19 protein-coding genes are annotated in these 20,230 nt (G+C 35.7%); all 19 read left to right on the top strand.

Annotation, left to right across the window (positions count from 1 at the left end):
* Nucleotides 1-16: 16 nt before the first annotated feature.
* Entirely contained in the window at nt 17-1,111 is a 1,095-nt protein-coding gene (tsf, locus tag DW006_RS09990; RefSeq protein WP_118000249.1) for a translation elongation factor Ts, read from the top strand.
* 871 nt (nt 1,112-1,982) lie between these two features.
* Nucleotides 1,983-2,270 (top strand): hypothetical protein, encoded by a 288-nt coding sequence (locus DW006_RS09985; RefSeq protein ID WP_118000247.1) that lies wholly within the window; start codon nt 1,983-1,985, stop codon nt 2,268-2,270.
* A gap of 29 nt (nt 2,271-2,299) precedes the next feature.
* Nucleotides 2,300-3,232, top strand: coding sequence for a ParM/StbA family protein (locus tag DW006_RS09980; RefSeq protein ID WP_118000245.1), 933 nt, complete (start codon nt 2,300-2,302; stop codon nt 3,230-3,232).
* Nucleotides 3,225-3,656, top strand: a complete 432-nt coding sequence (locus DW006_RS09975) for a hypothetical protein (protein ID WP_118000243.1) — start codon at nt 3,225-3,227, stop codon at nt 3,654-3,656. Before DW006_RS09980 ends, DW006_RS09975 begins: the two co-directional genes overlap by 8 nt.
* Before the next feature lie 9 nt (nt 3,657-3,665).
* Nucleotides 3,666-3,845, top strand: a complete 180-nt coding sequence (locus DW006_RS09970) for a hypothetical protein (protein WP_118000241.1) — start codon at nt 3,666-3,668, stop codon at nt 3,843-3,845.
* A gap of 166 nt (nt 3,846-4,011) precedes the next feature.
* The gene (locus tag DW006_RS09965) at nt 4,012-4,911 is read left to right on the top strand and encodes a CAP domain-containing protein (protein WP_118000239.1); all 900 of its coding nucleotides are present in this window, start codon (nt 4,012-4,014) and stop codon (nt 4,909-4,911) included.
* Nucleotides 4,912-4,984: 73 nt separating this feature from the next.
* Entirely contained in the window at nt 4,985-9,370 is a 4,386-nt protein-coding gene (locus DW006_RS09960; RefSeq protein ID WP_118000237.1) for a SpaA isopeptide-forming pilin-related protein, read from the top strand.
* Complete coding sequence (locus DW006_RS09955; RefSeq protein WP_118000235.1) at nt 9,360-10,070, top strand: class B sortase; 711 nt, start codon at nt 9,360-9,362, stop codon at nt 10,068-10,070. The genes DW006_RS09960 and DW006_RS09955 overlap by 11 nt, the downstream gene beginning before the upstream one ends.
* Nucleotides 10,071-10,122: 52 nt before the next feature.
* Nucleotides 10,123-10,971 (top strand): hypothetical protein, encoded by an 849-nt coding sequence (locus DW006_RS09950; RefSeq protein WP_118000233.1) that lies wholly within the window; start codon nt 10,123-10,125, stop codon nt 10,969-10,971.
* Nucleotides 10,972-11,160: 189 nt separating this feature from the next.
* Nucleotides 11,161-12,198: a DUF5688 family protein gene (locus DW006_RS09945; protein WP_118000231.1), complete on the top strand. Its 1,038-nt coding sequence runs from the start codon at nt 11,161-11,163 to the stop codon at nt 12,196-12,198.
* Nucleotides 12,199-12,309: 111 nt separating this feature from the next.
* The gene (locus tag DW006_RS09940; protein WP_243002613.1) at nt 12,310-12,849 is read left to right on the top strand and encodes a JAB domain-containing protein; all 540 of its coding nucleotides are present in this window, start codon (nt 12,310-12,312) and stop codon (nt 12,847-12,849) included.
* A 5-nt stretch (nt 12,850-12,854) separates the two neighbouring features.
* The gene (locus DW006_RS09935) at nt 12,855-13,832 is read left to right on the top strand and encodes a DUF3991 and TOPRIM domain-containing protein (RefSeq protein WP_118000227.1); all 978 of its coding nucleotides are present in this window, start codon (nt 12,855-12,857) and stop codon (nt 13,830-13,832) included.
* Nucleotides 13,833-14,226: 394 nt separating this feature from the next.
* Complete coding sequence (locus DW006_RS09930) at nt 14,227-14,655, top strand: multidrug transporter (protein WP_118000224.1); 429 nt, start codon at nt 14,227-14,229, stop codon at nt 14,653-14,655.
* A 15-nt stretch (nt 14,656-14,670) separates the two neighbouring features.
* Entirely contained in the window at nt 14,671-15,003 is a 333-nt protein-coding gene (locus DW006_RS09925; RefSeq protein WP_118000335.1) for a MobC family plasmid mobilization relaxosome protein, read from the top strand.
* Nucleotides 14,990-16,432, top strand: coding sequence for a relaxase/mobilization nuclease domain-containing protein (locus tag DW006_RS09920; RefSeq protein ID WP_243002612.1), 1,443 nt, complete (start codon nt 14,990-14,992; stop codon nt 16,430-16,432). The genes DW006_RS09925 and DW006_RS09920 overlap by 14 nt, the downstream gene beginning before the upstream one ends.
* A gap of 88 nt (nt 16,433-16,520) precedes the next feature.
* Nucleotides 16,521-17,714, top strand: coding sequence for a hypothetical protein (locus DW006_RS09915; RefSeq protein WP_118000222.1), 1,194 nt, complete (start codon nt 16,521-16,523; stop codon nt 17,712-17,714).
* Between the two features lie 9 nt (nt 17,715-17,723).
* A complete protein-coding gene (locus DW006_RS09910) occupies nt 17,724-18,119 on the top strand; it encodes a hypothetical protein (protein WP_118000220.1) in 396 nt (131 codons plus the stop codon).
* A 5-nt stretch (nt 18,120-18,124) separates the two neighbouring features.
* Nucleotides 18,125-19,237: a PcfB family protein gene (locus tag DW006_RS09905; protein ID WP_118000218.1), complete on the top strand. Its 1,113-nt coding sequence runs from the start codon at nt 18,125-18,127 to the stop codon at nt 19,235-19,237.
* Nucleotides 19,238-19,240: 3 nt separating this feature from the next.
* Nucleotides 19,241-19,810, top strand: coding sequence for a type IV secretory system conjugative DNA transfer family protein (locus DW006_RS09900; RefSeq protein ID WP_118000216.1), 570 nt, complete (start codon nt 19,241-19,243; stop codon nt 19,808-19,810).
* Nucleotides 19,811-20,230 lie beyond the last annotated feature (420 nt).

Genomic DNA, 20,230 nt, shown 5'->3' with positions numbered 1-20,230 from the left:
TAGGAGGAATAGAAATATGACAATTACAGCAGCAATGGTAAAAGAATTAAGAGAATTAACAGGCGCTGGTGTTATGGCTTGTAAAAAAGCTTTAGTTGAAACTGATGGTAATCAGGAAGCAGCTATCGAAGTTTTAAGAAAAAAAGGTGAAGCTACAGCTGTAAAGAAATCAGGTAGAATCGCAGCTGAAGGTATCGTATACACAACAGTTAAAGACGGTAAGGCAGCAATCGTTGAAGTTAACTCAGAAACAGACTTCGTTGCTAAGAACGAAAAGTTCCAGACATTCGTTGCTAACGTTGCAAACCAGATTGTTGATTCATCAGCAACTGATATGGATACATTCATGGCTGAACCATGGGAACTTGATACTACAAAGACTGTAAAAGACGAATTAGTATCACAGATTGCAGTAATCGGAGAAAACATGAACATCAGAAGATTTGAAAGAATCGAATCAGACGGTGTTATCGCATCATACATTCATGCAGGTGGAAAGATTGGTGTATTAGTTGAAGCTGATGCTCCTGAAAATGACACTGTAACAGCAGCAATTAAGACAATTGCTATGCAGATTGCAGCTATGAACCCACAGTATATTTCAAGAAACGACATTTCAGCAGACGAACTTGCTAAGATGAGAGAAATCACAATTGACAGTGCTTTAAATGAACCAGATTCACTTCCAAAGCCAATCCAGAAGGATATCTTTGCAGAAGCTTTAAGCCAGAATGTATTCAACGATGAAGACAAAGCTATCTACGAAGAAAAGCAGAATGACAAATATTTATTCAACTTCCTTTCAAAAGAAGCAAAGGCAGCATTAAGCTCAATTGCTATGGCTAAGAAAGCTGAAATCATGGAAAACAAGATCTTCAACGGTTTAGTAGAAGGTCGTGTATCTAAGCAGTTAAAAGAAGTATGTCTTCTTGATCAGACATACGTTATGGCTGCTGATGGAAAGCAGACAGTTGCTAAGTATCTTGATGAAGTATCAAAAGAAGTTGGTGCTACTGTAGCAATTAAGAAATTCGTTCGTTTCGAAACTGGTGAAGGTATCGAAAAGAAAGAAGAAAACTTCGCAGAAGAAGTTGCTGCACAGATGAAATAAATTTTAACAGTTTATTAAGGTATAAAGAAACCCTTTAAACATAGGCAAATCGCTATGTTTAAAGGGTTTTTTGTTGTTTAAAGAGAAATCATAACTTATCACAAAATATCGCAACTAATCACAAAAGTTGGACCAAAATTGGACCAAAGTTGGACGAAATTAAATGGTCCAACTTTAAAAGAAAAGTTTGCTTGATTCTTAGATTGTGAGTAGTTAGACAAAATTTGAAAATTAGAGGTTATCATGAAATATTGGGTAGAGTAGTGATTTGATTAAAAAGAAGAAGTGCAGAAGGGAACAACGTTCTATTAGAAGTAGTCGAAGAGGATGGCAATAGAAGATTATTAAAAAAGTGCAGAATAGTATGTAAATTAGTGAATATAAGTACTTTTAGTCTGTATTAGAAAATGAATATCTGAGTTATCATAAGCATGCAGAGAGCAAAAAGCTCTAAAAATGAATAATGAAAATTGAATAGCAATTACAGATTTATGAAATAAAAATTTCATATCTTACATGGAATATTGATGTAAGGAGTAAAATTCCGATGCACCTACTCAGACAAAAATCAGTTAAAGCTTGCAAAGAGAGTTGATGGACCGAAGGGTGAAAATGTAGCATGCAGAGTAGATTTAATGTACTCGGAAGGATAATAAACCACAAGGGAAGAGAGTAATTCCCTATCCTCGAAATGGCATGAGAGGAGATAGCAGAACCGAAAGGCGAAGCGTCGTGAACGCCACGGGGCGGCTCGTTTGTAATTCCCAGTGTACAGGGCGATGAGGAGATTTCAACTGAAATCATGTACACATACATAGTTAATACCCCACCAGATAAACAACTATGAATATAAGATGAAAGGAGAGAAAACGTGGGAATTAACATAAAAGGGTCTGGCAAAAAAAAATCCCAAAAAAAAGAAACAGATCCAAAAGAGAAGCTAGAGCGTGATTTGAAAAGTTGCATGCAGTGTAAATTTTTTTATGGAAATAACAACAGATGCATTAAGAATAAGGAATGCTCAGGTAGGATTACAGATGAACAAAAAGCTGCTCAAGAAGAAAAGAAAAAAAGTAAATGTTATGGATGTCCATATGGAAGAAACAGTACATATTGTTTTCCGTGCATAAAAGATTTAATGGGAAAGAAGGAATCATAATGACGAAGAAATCAAGGAGATATACTAAGATGAATAATAAATTGGAGATTGTTGGAATAGACCACGGATGGTCAAATATTAAAACTGCAAATACAGTATTTACAACTGCTGTGAGTCATATTGCAAATGAACCGGGAGTATTTGACAATATCCTTGAATATGAAGGAAAGTACTATTCTATTGGAGGAAAGCGACTTATGGTAAAAGATACAAAGGTTACAGATGATAATTTTTATCTTCTAACACTTGCAGCAATAGCTAAAGAACTTAAAACAAGAGGAATCTATAATGTGGATATATTTTTATCAGTAGGACTTCCGCTTACAAGATTTGGAGCTGAAAAGGAGAATTTTATTAAATACTTATCAAGAAAAAAGGAAGTAGTTTTTAAGTTTGAACAGGAGACATACAGAATCAATATTATAAAAGTATCTGTTTTTCCACAGTGTTATGCAGCAGTATCAGACAGGCTTTCACAGTATGGAAGAAAACATATAATTGTTGATATTGGTTCATGGACAATTGATCTTATGACTATAAGAAACATGACACCGGAACTTTCTGAGTGTGATACAAGACCTATGGGGCTTATTACATGTATGCATTCTATCAATAAAGAATGTGTTGCTAAGTTTAATAGCGAGATAGACGAGGCAGAATTGGAATATATTATGAAAACTGGTATGTGTGAAATGAATGATAAATACAGAAATGTCATTGAAAGCGAATTAAAAAAATTTACAGATAAGGTATGGAATATGTTAAGAGAGTTTAAAATAAATACCGATGTTACTCCGATAACTTTTGTTGGAGGTGGGGCGGCAGTGATGAAAATGTATGGTGATGTTGAAGGAAATAATATTTCCTATATAGAAGACGTCAAGGCAAATGCCAAAGGATTTGAATATCTTGCAAAGGCATTTATGATATCAAAATCAAGAAGGGGGGTTTTTAATGGCTAGAAATGACGACGGAATGTATCACAATTTCAGGCTGAGTAGAAGAAATCCAATCCACATAAGAATTAATGAGATTTTGTCAGACCTGAATAAAGATGTGTACCGTTCAAAGAACCAGTTTATTGCGGATGCTTTGGAGTATTATATCAACGCATTGGAAAATGATACAATGACCAACAGTGAAAATATAAAGAAGCAGAAGATGAATACATATGTTACAAAAGGTGAACTGGAGTTATTAAAAGAAAACATTAAAAATGAAGTTGTGAAAGAAGTACAGAAAGAAATGATCTCTATTCTTGGAAATTTCAGCGGTAATATGGCAAAAGGAATTGTAGCAGACAATTTGAAAACTATTGATAAAGACAATGATGATTTAAACGAAAATACCACACTGCTTGGACTTGCAGAAATGTGGGGAGAATAGGAGGTACACATGGCAGGAAATATTTTATATGGAATCAGATATTATGGAACGGCAGGGATAAAGATAGTAGGAAAAACAGTTATAACAATTATGCAGATGCTTCTTGCAATAATAAACATATTATTTCTTATCTGTGAAGTGGTATTAAAGATGTTTCTTGCCGTGATGCTTATAGGACACAGAAAATGAATGTAAAGTTAAGTAACTTATAGTATAATCAAGGAGGTAAAAATGAACAGAATACGGGATGAACCAATTTTATCATCTCGTGTTGTAACTGAAATGAATTCGCAGAAATAAGAGCGGATTAGGTATAACACGGAGGCCTGTCCATCTTATGGAAGGGTAGGTATTGATGAAAAAGAAAATAAAACACATAATAGTTTTACTTTTAGTTGTAGTTTTGTTATGTAGTGATTTAATTGGGGAAGTACAGGTTGAGGGAACTTTAATCAAAAACATTAAGAAGAAAGAGGTAACAGGAACTTATAAAAGTTGGTTATCTGCTGATAAACTTTCAAAAATTAGATACAAAAAAGGCATTATGATAAGTTGGAAGACAGATAAGAAATTCAAGAAATATCAGGCAGAAGTTTACAGATATTCACCGGTCAGAGCAAAATGGGTGTGTATCCGTAAGAAAACGGTAAAGAAACCACAGTATCTTCTAACAAACGTGGATAAGGGAGTTACCTATAAAATTCGTATCAGAAGTTATAGGAACAAAGCTTATTCTAAATGGTCAAAGAAGTTTGTGATAAAGCCGAAGAAAGATTACTATGTAATTAAGACGGATAAATACTATAATCCAGTTGAGCCTGAAAAGATGGACAGATTTGCTGCAGAGGAAGCATTCATTATACAGAATAAATTAAGAAAGCATTCAGGTGTATCTGAAATTAAGTGGAATGAAAATCTGTATAAAATATGTAAAATTCGAGCAAAACAGATTTCTAAAGATTATAGGCATGACACTACAACAGTTTGTAATTACTTTGGAAATGGTTATGATGGTGTAAGATTTGGTGGGGAAAATATAGCAAGTGGTTATGAAACACCAAAGAAAGCCATGAACGGATGGAAGAACAGCAGTGGTCATTATAATGCACTTAAAAATGAAAAGTGGAAGACTGGGGCAATTGCAGCATATTATTCTGGGGAGTGCTGGTACTGGGTTGCAGTATTTGAAGAGTATGCGTCAGAAGAACTTGTGGAGTTTAATGACAAGTATGGAAAAGTAAAACTATCAAAATAGAATAGCAGATTAGAATAAAGGATTATTGCCAAGTGGTAATAGTCCTTTTTTTAGAAAATTGAGGATTATTAGAATGAAGAGATTAAGAATTAAAAGAATTTTATCAGTAGTTCTTGCGTTGCTTATGATTATAACAGTAATGCCACAAAGTCAGGTATACGTTATGGCGGCACAGGGATCGGCATCCCTTTCTAACTTAGGAAATCTTGGAACGGTAAATATAGGAAATAAGAGTGAAAGTGGTATATGGTTAAAAACAAAAGTCAATGGTAAAGCAGCTTTTTGTCTGGATTTAGGAAAATCGTGTCACACAGGTTACGTTTATGAGTCAAGTGAGGAAAGATTATCAAGTGACAGCAAGAATAAAGTAACAGCCTTAAAAGCACAGATTGGATATTGGTATGCTGTAACAAAGAAATCATCTACAATGGCATGGGTATATGCACAGTGCTTGATATGGGGTGTCGAAGAAGGTATTACAAGCGAAAGCGGATTGAAAGACATTATCAGTCAGGTAAAGAAAAATACTGGATATTATTCAGGTAATAACCTGTATTCAGATATTTTTGGAGGGGATGCAACTGTATATTGTGATGTTATTCAGTGGAAATATTCAGGAAAAGCTGATGAAAAGTATGTTCAAAGACTTATGCAGGTAACATCCGGAGATGAAGAAGTAGAGCCGGACTGTATTGATAAAAAATTAAGATACAGACAGAGAATTACGCTTGATAAGACGGATGAAGATGGAAAGCCTTTGTCACAGGTAGAGTTTACATTGGAGGCAAAAAATGTTAAAGAACTCTATTCATATAAGTATAATGGATGGGGTGATGCTGAAAGTGGCGATGTAGACGATGATGATACAAAGTTTGTTGCTGATGTATTGACAGACAAAAACGGAAGAATAACTTTTAAGTTTGATTATCAGTTACAGTCAGAAGATTACTATTACTACAGTGATAGTGATTTAGAGAAAATGTCAACAGATGACAAGATAAAAGTAAAAGATGACTTAAAAAGCAAAGGATACAAGTATGCAAACAATTTGACAAAAGAGGGAGCAGAAGAACTTGCAGAAAAAGATTTAGAGAAGCAGCTTAAAGAAGTTAACAACAAATATATTTTGAGAGAAGTCAACACAAACAATAATAATATCATTGCCAATGGTTCCATTGCGGAAGGCATAACAGTTACAATCAAGTCTGATAAAAGTTGGACAAAGGTTGAAGGAGTATGGCCGGATACAGTTAATGGTAAAGGTAATTATGCAAAAGCATATCAACTTTCGGTAACAAATAAGTATAAAAAGGTTAAACTTACCGCACTAAAAATTGATAATGAGACGGGAAACGTGGCTCAGGGTGACGCAACATTGGAAGGGGCAGTGTATGGAATGTATGAAGATGCAGGCTGTACAAAACTGATGAAAAAATATATGACTGATAAAAATAATCAGTTTGAGACGGATTATGTAAGATGTGGTTTTGACTATTATTTAAAGGAAATCACTCCGCCGACAGGCTACCTTAAAAATGATAAGGTTTATAAAATTCATGAGGATGGAAAGCAGTATACAGCAGAGTACAACAGTGCAAAAACAAAACAGGAATTAGGCGAAGATGTAATTAAAGGAAATGTGGACATCACTAAGATTATGACAAACGGTGCTGTTGGTATTACAAAGCCGGAAATAAATGCAGAATTCCAGATTTATCTTGCAAGTGCAGGAAGTTACAATAAGGCAAAAGCTACAGAGAAAGATTATCTCAAGACAGATGCTTATGGTTATGCCAAGAGCAAGGATTTACCTTATGGAACTTATATTGTTCATCAGGTAAAAGGTGCAGACGAAACAGAGTATGTTTCAGACTTCTATGTTGATGTGAAAGAAAACGGTAAGACATACAAGTATATCTTAAACAATCCGTCATTTACAGCATACTTGAAAGTTGTGAAAAAGGATGTACAGACAAAGAAAACTGTCTTAAAGGCAGGTACAACATATCAGATTTTTAAAGTAGATGAAAACGGAAAGGAAACCATCGTAAAACAGTCTTACAGCAATGGTAATAAGATTGAAACTGTAGATAAGTTTGTAACGGATGAGAGCGGTGAGATTATCACATATAAGCCGCTTGCAGCAGGATTATACAGAATCCGTGAAGTACAGGGACCGGAAGGTACTTACAATGAGAATAAGTTTGTTGATATTAAGATTACAAACAAATCTTATAAGACAGCAGTGGATGCAGAAGGTAATGAGTACAAGTATGCTGAATGTGAATATTTCAACAATGAAACTTATGGTAAGTTTACCGTTGAAAAGACAGGTCCGAGCGTAGCTGGATTTGAGGAAATCAAAACAACAGATGTGTTGGATAACAGCATTGAAGGAAATATCTTAAATAATAAAGAGTTTACTTATGAAGATATTTTTCTTAATGATGTTGTATTTGAACTTTATGCAAAGGAAGACATTGTAACACAGGATAATCAGGGTACAAACTGGTTTGATGCTGGAGAAAAAGTTGCAACCATTACCACAGGAAAGGGTGCAGAGTTTACAAAAGACTGCAATGGCATATGTTCCTATACAGTAGATAAGGAAACAGGTAATGTAACAATGAATCTTCCACTTGGAAAATATGAATTAAAAGAGATAAACACAATATATGGATATGTGTTACCAGAAGTAAATTCATGGGATTTAGAGTTTAAGTGGAACAGCCAGACAGAGAAGTATGTGTATGACATTTCAGGAAATACGGATAATGGTATCTTAAAAGTTAAAAACGAACTTCCAAAGACTTATATTTCTATCATAAAGAAAGACAGCAAATCAGAAAAGGCAGTGCCAGGTACAGTGTTTGGATTCTATTCCAAAGATAATATCTATGACAGAAACGGAAATGTTATAGTTAATGCAGGAGAAAAGATTGCCACTGTAATCACAGATGAAAACGGTATTGCAAAAGTACCATTTTCCGTGCCACTGATGTCAGAAGGATATCAAAAAGCAAATGTTGAAGGAGAAACACCTACAGCAGGGACTAGTAATGTGACAGAAAAAACTACAGTAACAGATGAAAATGTAGAAAAGCAGACAGAAGCGGTTACAGGTGAAGCAGCAAAAGAAAAAGCTGAAGGTGAAACAACAACCGAAACTGTGACCGGTGAAGATGAAACAGAAACAAAAGATGAAGAAGTTTTGGATGATGTAAATGCAGGATTAAATTCAGGCGATTACTTTTTCCTTGAAGAATCAATCTCTGACAGTTACTTTATTGATGAAGAACCAATATTCGTTCATGTGGAATATAAGGATCAGGATACAAAAGTTATTAAAGCAGAGGCAGTTATGGAAAACACTCAGACAGAAGTTGAAATTGATAAGATGATGATTGCATCAAGTGTTGAACTTTCTGACTGTCATTTAGTAGTATCGGATAAAGATGGAAATGATATCGTAAGCTGGATATCAGGTGACTCAGAGTCTGTGATAATTACTGAAAAAGCGGAAGAACTTGGATATGAGAACTTAGCTGCATCTGTTGACGAAAAGGGAAATATTATTGTTAATGGTCTGCTGCATGGCATGGAATATACTTTATCTGAAAGAAAGCCGGCAGACGGTTATGTAACTGCATCTGACATCAAGTTCAGACTAGACAAAATGGTAAATGATGAGGGAGAAGTTACAACGAAAGTTTCTGTTATGGATGAAAACGGAAATTACGTTAACAGTAATAACAATAAGGTTGTGATGTATGATGATACCACAAAGGTGGAATTTTCAAAGACAGACATTACAGGCGAAAAGGAAGTACCGGGATGTGACTTGGAAGTAACTGATAAGGACACAGGTAAGGTTATGGACCAGTGGACATCAACAAAGCATAAGCATATGACAGAAGGTAAGTATGTTGTAGGAAAAACATATGTCATGACGGAGAAGAGACCAGCAGATGGTTTTGTAACTGCTGACAGTGTGGAATTTACCATTGCTGATACAGGAAAAGTTCAGGGAGTGTCAATGAAAGATGACACAACAAAGATTGAGTTTTCAAAGATTGCATCAGATACAAAGAAGATGTTGCCGGGTGCAAAGTATAAGGTATTAGACAGTAAGGGTAAAAAGGTATATGAGTTTACGACTACTGATAAGGCAGTTATGATTGATGGTATCTTAAAGGCAGGAGAAACATATACGTTTGTAGAATCAAAGGTGCCGGAGCATTATAAGAAAGCAAAGGATGTAAAGATTACTGTTAAGGATACAGGAAAAGTACGGAAGGTAAAGGCAGTGGATGAGCGTATTCCTGAAGTGCCGAATACACCACAGACTGGAGCAGGCAGATATGGAATCTTATTTGCTTTACTTGCAATGCTTGGTGGACTTACAACTTACTCTTGTATTAGAGTAAATCATGGAAAGAAGAGAAAGGATGAAGAGTAAGAAATCGATTCTTAAAGTAATAGTCTTTTTATTTGTAGCAGCCATTCTGGTTATCACAGCCGGAATGGCTGTAAAGCTGTTAAAAGAGGATTATGCGGAAGAAAGGACTTTTAATGATATTCAGAAAGTGGTGGAAAGATCAGATGATGACATTCTTAGCAAGCTAAAGAAAAGAAACAGTGATGTGATAGGATATCTGGAAATCCCTGATACAACAATCAGTTATCCGGTGATGCAGTCAAAAAATAATCCGGACTTTTATCTGAATCATGACATTGACAGGAATTACAGCTTTTATGGTACTCCTTATCTGTCAGCGTATTGTGATTTAGAGAAGTCGGACAATTTGATAATTTACGGTCATAACATCAATGGCGGCAGAATGTTTGGAGCATTGACGCAGTATAAAGATGAAGGTTTTTATCAGAAGCATAAGAAGATTTATTTTACAATTAGAGAGAAGAGTAAGTATGAAATATTTGCTGTTATTAGTGTTAATAAGTACGAGTTCCCATACTGGAAGTTTATTATGGCACAGGATGAAAATGATTATGATGAGTTTGTAGATAAGGTAAAACAGTATAGTTTATATGATATGGGGATTACACCAAAGTATGGAGAGAAAATGATAACACTTTCTACTTGTGATAATAGTAGGGGAAATGATTATAGGTTTGTAATTTGGGGAGTGAATAGGTAGAATTAGTGATACGGATTTGCTATAATTATTAAAAATAACTTGGAGAATGATTATGAAAAAGATATTATGGACAATATTTATAGTGATTACTGTATTAACTATGGTAATAACACCTATTACAATTCATGTTTTTTCACCATCTATGACTTCAGAACTATCCGCAGATGGAATCTTGGATTATATGGGAAATGGTATTGCAGCAATACCAACGATTATTATTGCTCTTGTAGCCATATGGCAAACGAACAAAGCTAACAATATTGCTGAAGATGCAAATAAGATGTCAGTAGATGCATCTAATATAGCTAAAAAAGCGAATGAAATATCAGAACAGCTTCTTCAATTAGAAATAACAAGACAGAGATTAGATTTACGCCCAGCTTTTGTTATTTCTGAATGGAGTGCACCAATTAAATCTTTTGAAAGGACTAGTTTGAGACCAGATGATTTCAGTATACAAATAGGAGAATATTCAGAAAAAGAAGCATGGGGACTAAAACTAACTTTTTTTAATATTTCTTCAGGATATGAAACTATTGGTTTTAACAGCGCAATTGCGAAAGATGGTTCTTTTGAATGGACAAATTCTATGACAAGTGCAACTTCGCGAAAAATTGGTTTGGCTCCATCTGAAAAAAAATGTATATATTTTTATGCAGATAAAGAAGTTTTTGAATCTCAATTAGGAAAAGCCATCGAAGTAGAGTTCTATGTTAATAATAGACTTGACGAGCCTTATCGTGAAAAAATGGAATTATTCATTATGTCAATGTCAGATACTGTAGTGCATAAAGAAGGAGAAGCTTATGTTCATCTTGAAATTCAAAACTATAAAGTAGGCCGTTGTGTAGAAAAAAGCCCAGAATTTCCAGATGGAGTAATATGGGAAGTGCAAGTTTGAAAATGATAAAATCTTAGAATTTTAAGGTTTTTTGATGTGACCAAATTGTTCGAGAATGTAACAATCATATATACTGAAATAAATGGTGCATATAAAGAAAATGAAAAAAGAAGATAAGTTAAAAAAATAAGGGAAGATGTGAGCCGGTTCGCATTTTCCCTTATTTTAGTTTAAGGAGGAATTTTTAAAATGATGAATTACGAAATATTCAAAGAAGTATTTAAAGGAAAATTAATGGACTATATGCCTGATGAATTCAAAAATTACAAGGCAGTGGAGCATAAGGTGTATAAGGTGAACTGTGAAAAGGATGCGATAAATTTGTTTCCTTCTGGAGAGAACAGGAGAGCAGGTGGTTCACCAACGATTTATGTTGAGAATTATTATGAAATGTATAAGAAGGGAGAAAGTCTTGATGATGTAATCAGACATGCGGCAGATACAATAAAAAGAGGATATGAATATGTACCGGAAATTATGAAAGGTGATGAAATAGATATTGAAAGATTAAAAGACAGTGTAGTTGCTACACTTGTAAATACAGCACAGAATGAGGAATATCTGAAAGGAATTCCACACAGGGAATTTCTAGATCTTTCAATTATATATAAATCTGTCGTAAGCATAGACAAAGAAGGAATGGGAACAGCCGTAATAACGAATGAAATGGCATCGAGAATGGAAATGAGCGAGGCGCAACTTTATGAAACTGCGATGAAAAACACACCCAAACTGCTTCCAGCAACCATTAAACCAATGGAAGAAATTATATGTGAGATAATTATGGGAGAAGCAATGGCTGTCGGTCAAGAAATGAGTATGGATGGAACAATGGAGATGCTTAATGAAGCAAAAGGAGATGATGAACTTTCTATGTATGTTATGACAAACAGAGAAAAAATTAACGGTGCGGCTGAAATTCTTTTTCCCGAAAATCTTGATAAACTCTCAGCAAAGTTCGATTCAGATATCTATATTATCCCGTCATCTGTGCATGAAATTATTGCAGTATCTGCTGAAGGAAAAGATGCAAGTGAGCTACAGGAAATGGTAAATGAAGTTAATATGAATGAGGTCAGTCTTGAGGAAAGACTTTCTAATGAAGTATATCATTACGACAGAAATAAAAGGGAACTTACCATTGCATCGGATGCACCTAATAAAAGGCTCGATGGAAAATCAGAATCTGAACAGTTTCGTTACGATACGCCAGAGAGAACTATATAGGTGATGTTATGAAAGTTGTAATAAAAATTGAAAAATTGGAGGAACTGGCAGAGGTGATAAATTCCATAGAAGGAGATTTTATCATAAGACTGGAGTGGGAGGATGATTGCAGTGATAAACAATGATTTTAAACTGGATGTTGTATCGGTAAGGCTTGTAAAGGATGCCTCCATTCTTTCAGATATTAAAATCACAACGCCGGATGCTGCGGTTGAACTACTTGGAAAATATCTGTGCGAAATGGACAGGGAAGTCCTGTGTGTAGTTAATCTTAAAAGTGATAATACACCGATTAACTGTACGATGGTCAGTATCGGAGCACTTAACCAGTCAATAGCAAATCCAAGGGAGATGTTAAAGGCAAGTATATTGTCAAATGCGGCAAATATGATACTAATCCACAACCATCCTTCAGGAAATCTACAGCCTTCAAAAGAAGATATATCGGTTACTGACAGGATGATAAAACTGACAGGACTTGTAGGGATTACACTTCTTGACCACATTATCATTGGAGGAAACAACATAGAATATTTCAGTATGCGGGAAAAGAAACTGATGAGGCATGAAAGGGAATGTTATGAGCAGGATTATAACAATCTTAAGTTTGAAGGCAGTGTCATGGTTGCTGAAAAAGAAAGAAGCAGGTGATATATGTGGATGGAAGATTTACGGATGAGGAATTAAGGATTGCAAAGTCAGTTGATCTGTGTGCAGTGGCTTCAACGCTTGGATATACCGTAAGGAAGATCGGAAAATACCATACCTTAAAGGAGATGGATTCTATACGGATATATAACAGAACCAACTGGTACCGATGGTCAAGACAGAATGAAAAGGGAAGTAATGGAGGTTCGCAGATAGATTTCTTAAGGATATTTGCAGGAATGGACGTTAAGGAAGCAGTATTCTGGCTACTTGATTTTGCAGGAGTGAAGAGGTGTGATGAAACAATGGATAAAAAATCATTAAGACATCAGGTTAAATCTGATATGAAAAAAGAAGAAAAGAAAGAGTTCATACTGCCGACATCATCAGGAGATTTTCACTATCTTTATTCGTATCTGACAGGTGAGAGGATGATAAGCAAAAGGTGTGTGGACTTTTTTGTTAATAAGAAGCTTATTTATGAATCATCAGGTTATCACAACATTGTATTTAAGGGAAATGATAAGGAAGGAAACACAAGATTTGCAAGCATGAGGGGAGTGTTTGATAAAGATGGTCATGCTTTTAAGTGTGATGTAAGAGGCAATGACAAGACATACGGTTTTAATGTTGTAAATGAAAGCAACGATGAACTTGAAGTGTTTGAGGGAGCAATCGACCTTTTAAGTTACTGTGACATATATGATGATTTTGAAACAAACAAGCTGGCACTTGGAATGATATCTGACGCACCACTTGAAACTTTTCTTAGGGAGCATCCGGGAATAAGGACTATTAAGCTGTGCCTTGATAATGATGAGCCGGGAAGAAAGGCATCCGCAACACTTAGGGAAAAGTATGATAAAAAAGGCTACAAAGTTTTGGAACTTCCACCACCAAGGGATTACAAAGATTACAATGACTGGCTCAAAATGATAAGGAAAAAAGAAATGATGAAGCGGTCATATACAAGACGGGCAAGGTGAAATTACCATATCTTAATGAAAACAGAAACCGTTGTAAAAAGTGGATATGGAAATAGCTTCCATAACGAAAAAGCATAATGAGAAGCCTAAATCATAACAAAAATTTACAACGGAAAAAAGAAATTTCAAAAAAACAGTCAAAAAAATCCGTTGTAAAAAGTGGATATGAAAAAGGCTTTCATAACGAAAAAGCATAAGAGGAAGCCTGAATCATAACAAAATTTTACAACGGTTTTATAAAAATATGGATATATCAGGGGTTTTAGGGGATTTTTCCCTAACAAGAATAGCATTGGTAATACCAAATGCGTATCTTGCGACAGACAGGTTGTTACCGGGGACAAAGGCTTTTTTAGGCTTAACAGAATACGGATAAGAGGAGGTGAGATTACAGGTGGCAGATGAAAATGAGGTATTTACAAAGGCAGAGGAACTGATTGAATGGCTTGATGAGAATGACATTCTTATGAACCTTACAGATAAAGAGGCAGGAGTACTTATTTCGTATATGGAAGCTCATGGCTACGGTATCGGTGTAAGAGAAAACAGGCTTGTGAGAATTGATATAACCGAAACAGAGAATATAGTGGAGGATTATTCAATAGATGATGTAATAGATTCGGTATTTGACTGGAATTATGAGCTTATAACGGAAGCAGATAAGGAAAGAAAAAATCCTGATAACTTTATTGATTTCTGCAAAAAGCAGGAAAGATATGAGAGCCTTTTAGAAGACGAGCGGATAATAGAGAAAATGTTTGACCGGACTGTTTACGGTAAGGCAATGGCTTCTGCTTTTAAAAAGGTATCTCTGACAAAATGAGAGAGGATGATGTATATGGCAGATAACAGACATAATGTGGTAAAGACTTTCAAATTTACCAGAGCAGAGGCGGATTTATTAAAAAATCGTGCAAAGGAATACGGTATGACGGATGCTGATTATATGCGTTTTCTTTTAAGCCAGAAGCCTTTGGATTATCCCGAAATAAGGCTGCTGATTTCCAATCTGATAAATGAAGTAAATCATATCGGAAACAACATTAACCAGATTGCAAGAAAGAATAATGCAGGATTTTACAGCCGTGATGACATGGATAGTTTAAGAGCATATATGAAAAAACTTATTAACGCTACAAGAAAAGCGGAAGAGAAGATTGGCGATTACTAAGGTATTAAATATAGGAGACTGCGGAAGCGGTTATCACGGAAAACATTTAAAGGCAGCAATTGATTATATTAAAGATTTTGAAAAAACGGATGGTGGGAGACTTGTCGGAGGCATTAATTGTCAGCCAGACTTTGCCTACGATAAGATGAAAAGCACGAAAGTGAAATTTGGCAAAACAGACAAAAGACAGGCATATCACTTTATCATATCTTTTGAGGAAGGTGAGGTGGATGATGATACGGCATTTGAGATAACGGAGAAGTTTGCAAGAGAGTATATCGGAGATGACTATGAAGTCGTATTTTCAGTACACAATAATACGAATCACAAGCATGGGCATATCATATTTAACAGTGTAAGCGTAAAAACAGGTAAGAAATACCGTTACGAAAAAGGTGACTGGGCAAAGCATATACAGCCACTTACAAACAGGCTGTGCAGTGAATATGGTTTGTCGGAAATAGACATAGATGCTGATGGAAAAGGCATCAATGAAAGATATAAGGAGCGGAACAAATACCGTGACGAAAAAATTGTATGGAGAGATATGGTAATAAGAGATGTCGATTCATGTATTATTCAGGCAGTTACTTATGAAGATTTTCTAGGACTTTTGAAAGAAAAAGGATATACGATTAAGCAGGGAAAACATATGGCGGTATTTATGCAAGGAATGAAGCGGTATATGAGAATTGATACTTTTGGTGATGCGTATACGAAGAAAAGTATTTTGGAAAGGATCAAAAATGAAGGAATTGAAACTTACAGAAAGGATACAGCAAAATGCCCACCAAGAATTGTTTACTGTAAATTTAAAAGGTATCGAAGGGTAGAACTTACCGGGTTACAGAAAAAATACTTTGCAAAACTTTACCGGACAGGAAAACTTAAAAAGAGACCTTATTCACAGGCGTGGAAATATCGTGATGAAATCAAAAAGATGCATAAGTTACATGACCAATACAGTTTTCTGTCAAAACATGGAATTACAGATGTTAGTGGACTAAATGATATGGCAGATGTTCTTGCAGATAAAAAGAAAAGTATCAACAAAGATATTGGAAGAATACGCAGGGCAGAGAAAGCAGCCGGGAAGTTGTTTGAAGCATTAAATATGATTGATGAATTAGAAAATAGTGAGAACTGCTACAGGAAAGGTGATGAGTTTTTTTATGAAGAGCATGAGCAGTATGTGAAATTTATCGGTGAAATCGAAAGTCATGGATATACCATAGAGGAAGTAAGAAAGTTAAAAGATTATTATGGCAGTGAGTATGCCAAACAGAGAAGCAGAATAAAAGTTGTAAAAAGAGAGCTTAAAATTGCAGAGGAGTTAATCAGGGAAGAAAGTAAAAAATCTGAAAGACAAATTGCAGAGAAAAAAGAAGAAAACAGAATACAGAAAAAAGACAGACAGCCGGTAAAATAGGTTGTATTTTTTTGCTTTGAAGTTCATCTGTTAGATGTAAAGAGCTGATGGCTGAGCTGTAATAAAAAACAAAATGAGGAGGTTATAGATGAGCAGTGATATAAGAGACAAAAATATGATTGTACAGAGCTTTAAAAATAAGGGATTAAGAGGCGAGGTAATTGCACTGATAAGTGATGATGCCGATTATGGTCTTACAAGAGAGCAGATAGCAAAGTATGCAGATAAAAAGATGGATATTGACCGTATGAGGATTTATTCGGAATGTCTTAGAAACGGTTATGAGGACAGTATTATCAAAATTATTATGGCAGACGGACTTAGCAAAGCACAGATGCAGATGGCACTTAAATTTTATAAAAAAGGTGTGCCAGAAGAGGACATTGAGGCGATTACCAAAAGTGGTGAAAAGGCAGCGGTAATGAAAAAGCGTTATGAGGAAATTCTCGATATGACAGACAGTGTTTACAATGCGGCAGAAACGGAGCCTGAGTATGTAAAGAAGATAGCAGAGCATATTCAGGAAGTCGTCTTGAGCATTGGAAATACGGATAAAAAATTTGATGATATTGCAGAAGTGCTGAAATCCCTTATGCAAAGCAGAAGGGATGAGGAGGAGTTTGACAAGGTTCTTAAAGAAAATCAGGAAAAAGACACTTTGTTGTCGCAGAAGCAGGATGAGATTAACAAAGCCTATTCGCAGGCGTCAGAGAACAGAAAAGAGGTGGAGATGCTTAAAGAAGAAAACGAAACTCTAAAAAAGAAGATAAGGGAGTTTGAGGAAAAAGGTAAAGAGGATGCAGAAAATATGACATCGAATAGTCAACATCCGGAATCTTCTAACAGAGAATTTACAAATGGTCAATATCCGAAATCTTCGGATAGGGAGTTTGCAAGTAGTCAATATTCAAAATCTCATGACAGAGAGACTGCAAAAAGACAGTATCCGGAAACTTCAAGTCAGAGAGTGCAGGATAGAGGATATGGTGGCAGTTATACCAGGATTTACAGTAATGACATTGAAAGAACAGTACGCAGAAACAGTAACGCTACTGTAGGATTTTTTACAAGACTTGGCATTAAGAAAAAGAGCAGGAGAAATATTGTGAAACTTGTAATAGCCGGAGAACTTGACATAAACCAACTTGTTCAGATTAAAAGTGCCATAGAAAAAGGTCTGACTGAAAGGCAGCTTGAGGACATTATAAACAGCAGGGTACCCGCAGACAGAATGAAAGAAATAGTTGAGATTGCAGAGCTTGAAAACAGCATGCAGGGATAGGAGGCAGATATGCTAGAGATAAATGAAACAGCACAGTGGATTCAAAAGAGAATGTCAGGGCTTACAGAGGAAGAGATGAGGTTTGTGTTTGATTTTGGATTTCAGAGCCACGACAAGGAACTGATTAACAGTCTTATTGAAGAACTGAAATCAAAAGACAGGTATTTTGAAAATATTAAAAAGAGATATAACGCAATGATAGGTATCAGACCTGAGTGGGATCAAAAAGCAGAATCCCTTATTGCAGCTCTTGAAATGTACAGGATACAGAAAGAAAAAGCTCTTAACAGTCTTGAGAGAATATTAAATGCATACGGAGTAAATGTAAGCAGGGATGATATTGAAAACAGAAAACTTAATGAAATAAGAGAAAAAGTAAGAGAACACAATTATGAGGGAAGGTGAGAAAAATGGCAGATGAAATAGCAGAGGCAGTACAGATAATAAGGGTGGCGTATGACGGTATCGAAATTGCAATGAAGATAGGAAGCGACGGACTTAGTGCAGTAAAAAAAGTGTTTGTTGTACTTAAGGGAATGCTTGATTATGAGAAAAATCTTGGAAGAACTTCCATGAGAAAACTTCTTATGAGAGGCGGAGACTTACAGGTATTGCAGTTTGATAATTCTGAAATAGGAAAGGTAAAGAGGCTTGCAAAAAAATATGGAATACTTTATTCCATAATGCCAAACATCAATAAAAACCAGACGGAGATAATATTTCATTCAGAGGCTGTGCCACGTATCAATGTAATGCTACAGAAAATGAAATCAGGACAGATTACGACATTCGACGATTATGTAAAAAAGAGTGACACAGATGGGAAGAACAAACTGCTTGAGTTTTTTCAGAAACAAAAGGAAGGCAATGAAAAATTCCAAAGTGAAGAAGCTGAAAAGGCAGGAGAGATAATGCAGGGACTTATCGAAAAGGTCGGGCTTTATGCTGTGGAAAATAAAAGTGTAAGCGTGGATTCCATAAAGAATGAGTTTGAAATTGGAAATGATGATGCAAAGGAGATTATCGGAAAACTTGTCACAATCGGTGCAATTGAAAAATCAGAAACAGAGAATAAGTATGAGGCAGTTATGGACAGGGATTCCTTAAAAAAAAGAATTAAAAGCTACCGAAGTATTGCAGAGAGAATTCAGGCAGTTTCAATGTCAAAGAACAGGAATCTCACGGACATTACAATATCAAAGACACTGATAAAAGAAGAAAGCACAGTAGCAGTCAAGACAAGGGTTCCCGGTACATGGGGAGAGAATGTACGATATGTCTGGATAAGAAAAGAGAACATTATGGAAATTAATAACGGAAAGACTTTGCTTACATTTCTTGATTCGGAAAAAGAATACAAGCTTTATGACAAAAATAACAGAGTGGCAGAGACAGTAAAGGGAAGCACGTTGTATTCAAAACATTATGACAGTGTGGAAGCCGCAGTAAGAAAGAGATATGAAAAGATGTCAGCAGAAAAAAGCGTATCAAAGATAATGGAAGAACAGGGAAGGGGCAAATGATAAATGACGGATAAGAAGAAAAAGCCTTCTGTTGTTCTTCTTGTTATTGGAGCTTTGCTGTCAGCATATTTCGGATATCTTGTAAATGGTGCATGGACTAAGGGAATGAACATCAGTGAATTTATGGATTCCATCAATAAGGTACTTGCAAATCCCATTGCAGATTACTATAAGGGTGCAGCTACGGTTAAGGCAGTTCTTATGGCTATTCTTATATATGCCGTGATGATAACTATGTATTATACAAGTCAGAGAAATCTTATGCCGGGCAAAGAATACGGTACGGCAAAGTTTGCAAATTTGTCACAGGTAAACAAAAGTCTACGGGATAAGGATGATAGGAAAAATAGAATTTTAAGCCAGAATGTCAGAATGAGTCTTGATACAAGAAAGACAAAGCTTAATAACAATGTTCTGATTATCGGAGGTTCCGGTGCAGGAAAGACATTTTATGAGGTAAAGCCGAACCTTATGCAGATGCCCGATAAGTGTTCATTTATCGTGACTGATCCAAAGGGAGGTGCGAAACGTTCCATAGAGAAAAGCTATGGCACGATTACAACTAATAATTGAATAAAAAAATAGTAGTAAATCGGAGAACTAAACACACGATATGTCGAATGATGGAGTAACGTCCTGAAAGGCAACCCTAATCCTCCGACTTGCACCTAAGTTAGTAGAAACTAAAGTGTAAGAAGCTCGGTGAAGTCGGCAGAGAGATACCGAAACAGATTAGATGTCGAAAGCATTTCAGAGGTGAGATGTGTATCCTATATGCCGGGGGTCTATAAACTATCTATGGTGAGAATGAAGAGAGTTAAGCTCTTCTGACGAAACTTCGAATGTACGGGTCTATATCGGGACTATGTAGAAATGCATAGTGGCACAAATAGTGTCGTTACTGTGGGCGAGTAAGACTCCGCCTTTATGAAAGTCCATACATTGCTACAGGCAGTGTCAAGGTAACAGGCTCATAGAAGGAACCTAAGGATA

Origin of the sequence: Eubacterium sp. AF36-5BH (genome assembly GCF_003460505.1) — a bacterium.
Lineage (GTDB): Bacteria > Bacillota > Clostridia > Lachnospirales > Lachnospiraceae > Eubacterium_G.
The sequence above is the reverse complement of the archived record's forward strand: the minus strand, read 5'-3'. Positions and strand labels throughout refer to the sequence as shown.

Bases quoted from the DNA above. Each gene is read 5' to 3' on its own strand.
- tsf (WP_118000249.1), top strand. From the start codon at position 17: ATGACAATTACAGCAGCAATGGTAAAAGAATTAAGAGAATTAACAGGC.
- DW006_RS09980 (WP_118000245.1), top strand. From the start codon at position 2,300: ATGAATAATAAATTGGAGATTGTTGGAATAGACCACGGATGGTCAAAT.
- DW006_RS09975 (WP_118000243.1), top strand. From the start codon at position 3,225: ATGGCTAGAAATGACGACGGAATGTATCACAATTTCAGGCTGAGTAGA.
- DW006_RS09970 (WP_118000241.1), top strand. From the start codon at position 3,666: ATGGCAGGAAATATTTTATATGGAATCAGATATTATGGAACGGCAGGG.
- DW006_RS09965 (WP_118000239.1), top strand. From the start codon at position 4,012: ATGAAAAAGAAAATAAAACACATAATAGTTTTACTTTTAGTTGTAGTT.
- DW006_RS09960 (WP_118000237.1), top strand. From the start codon at position 4,985: ATGAAGAGATTAAGAATTAAAAGAATTTTATCAGTAGTTCTTGCGTTG.
- DW006_RS09955 (WP_118000235.1), top strand. From the start codon at position 9,360: ATGAAGAGTAAGAAATCGATTCTTAAAGTAATAGTCTTTTTATTTGTA.
- DW006_RS09950 (WP_118000233.1), top strand. From the start codon at position 10,123: ATGAAAAAGATATTATGGACAATATTTATAGTGATTACTGTATTAACT.
- DW006_RS09945 (WP_118000231.1), top strand. From the start codon at position 11,161: ATGATGAATTACGAAATATTCAAAGAAGTATTTAAAGGAAAATTAATG.
- DW006_RS09925 (WP_118000335.1), top strand. From the start codon at position 14,671: ATGGCAGATAACAGACATAATGTGGTAAAGACTTTCAAATTTACCAGA.
- DW006_RS09915 (WP_118000222.1), top strand. From the start codon at position 16,521: ATGAGCAGTGATATAAGAGACAAAAATATGATTGTACAGAGCTTTAAA.
- DW006_RS09910 (WP_118000220.1), top strand. From the start codon at position 17,724: ATGCTAGAGATAAATGAAACAGCACAGTGGATTCAAAAGAGAATGTCA.
- DW006_RS09905 (WP_118000218.1), top strand. From the start codon at position 18,125: ATGGCAGATGAAATAGCAGAGGCAGTACAGATAATAAGGGTGGCGTAT.
- DW006_RS09900 (WP_118000216.1), top strand. From the start codon at position 19,241: ATGACGGATAAGAAGAAAAAGCCTTCTGTTGTTCTTCTTGTTATTGGA.